Annotated in this window: 1 pseudogene; it reads left to right on the top strand. The window is 67.9% G+C overall.

The features are described 5' to 3' along the window. A pseudogene (locus J7U37_RS25010) lies at positions 1-263 on the top strand (hypothetical protein); the annotation flags it as partial. Between the last annotated feature and the right edge of the window lie 55 nt (positions 264-318).

Below are 318 nucleotides of genomic sequence, written 5' to 3'. Positions count from 1 at the left end.
CCCAGGGCAAGGTCTCGGTCGAGTGGACGCTTCGCGAGGATGGCGGCGAGCCGCACTGCGCCCTGCGATGGTTGGAGCAAGGTGGTCCCGTCGTGAAGGCGCCGACACGGAGCGGTTTCGGTTCTAGGCTGATCGGGCGCGGACTTGCCGGCAACTTCGGCGGCGAGGTGGATCTCTCCTATCCGGCGACGGGTGTCATGTGCACCATCGACGCTCCTCTTAGAGGCCTGCAAGCGGAGGACGCACCGGCAACCAGTCGATAGCGGCAGCGCCCGTAGTCGGGGACCCGGCGTCGAGGGCACCCAGTCCCGAGAAGGG

The sequence above is a fragment of the Methylobacterium sp. 37f genome (assembly GCF_023093475.1).
Taxonomy (GTDB): domain Bacteria; phylum Pseudomonadota; class Alphaproteobacteria; order Rhizobiales; family Beijerinckiaceae; genus Methylobacterium.
The sequence above is the reverse complement of the archived record's forward strand: the minus strand, read 5'-3'. Positions and strand labels throughout refer to the sequence as shown.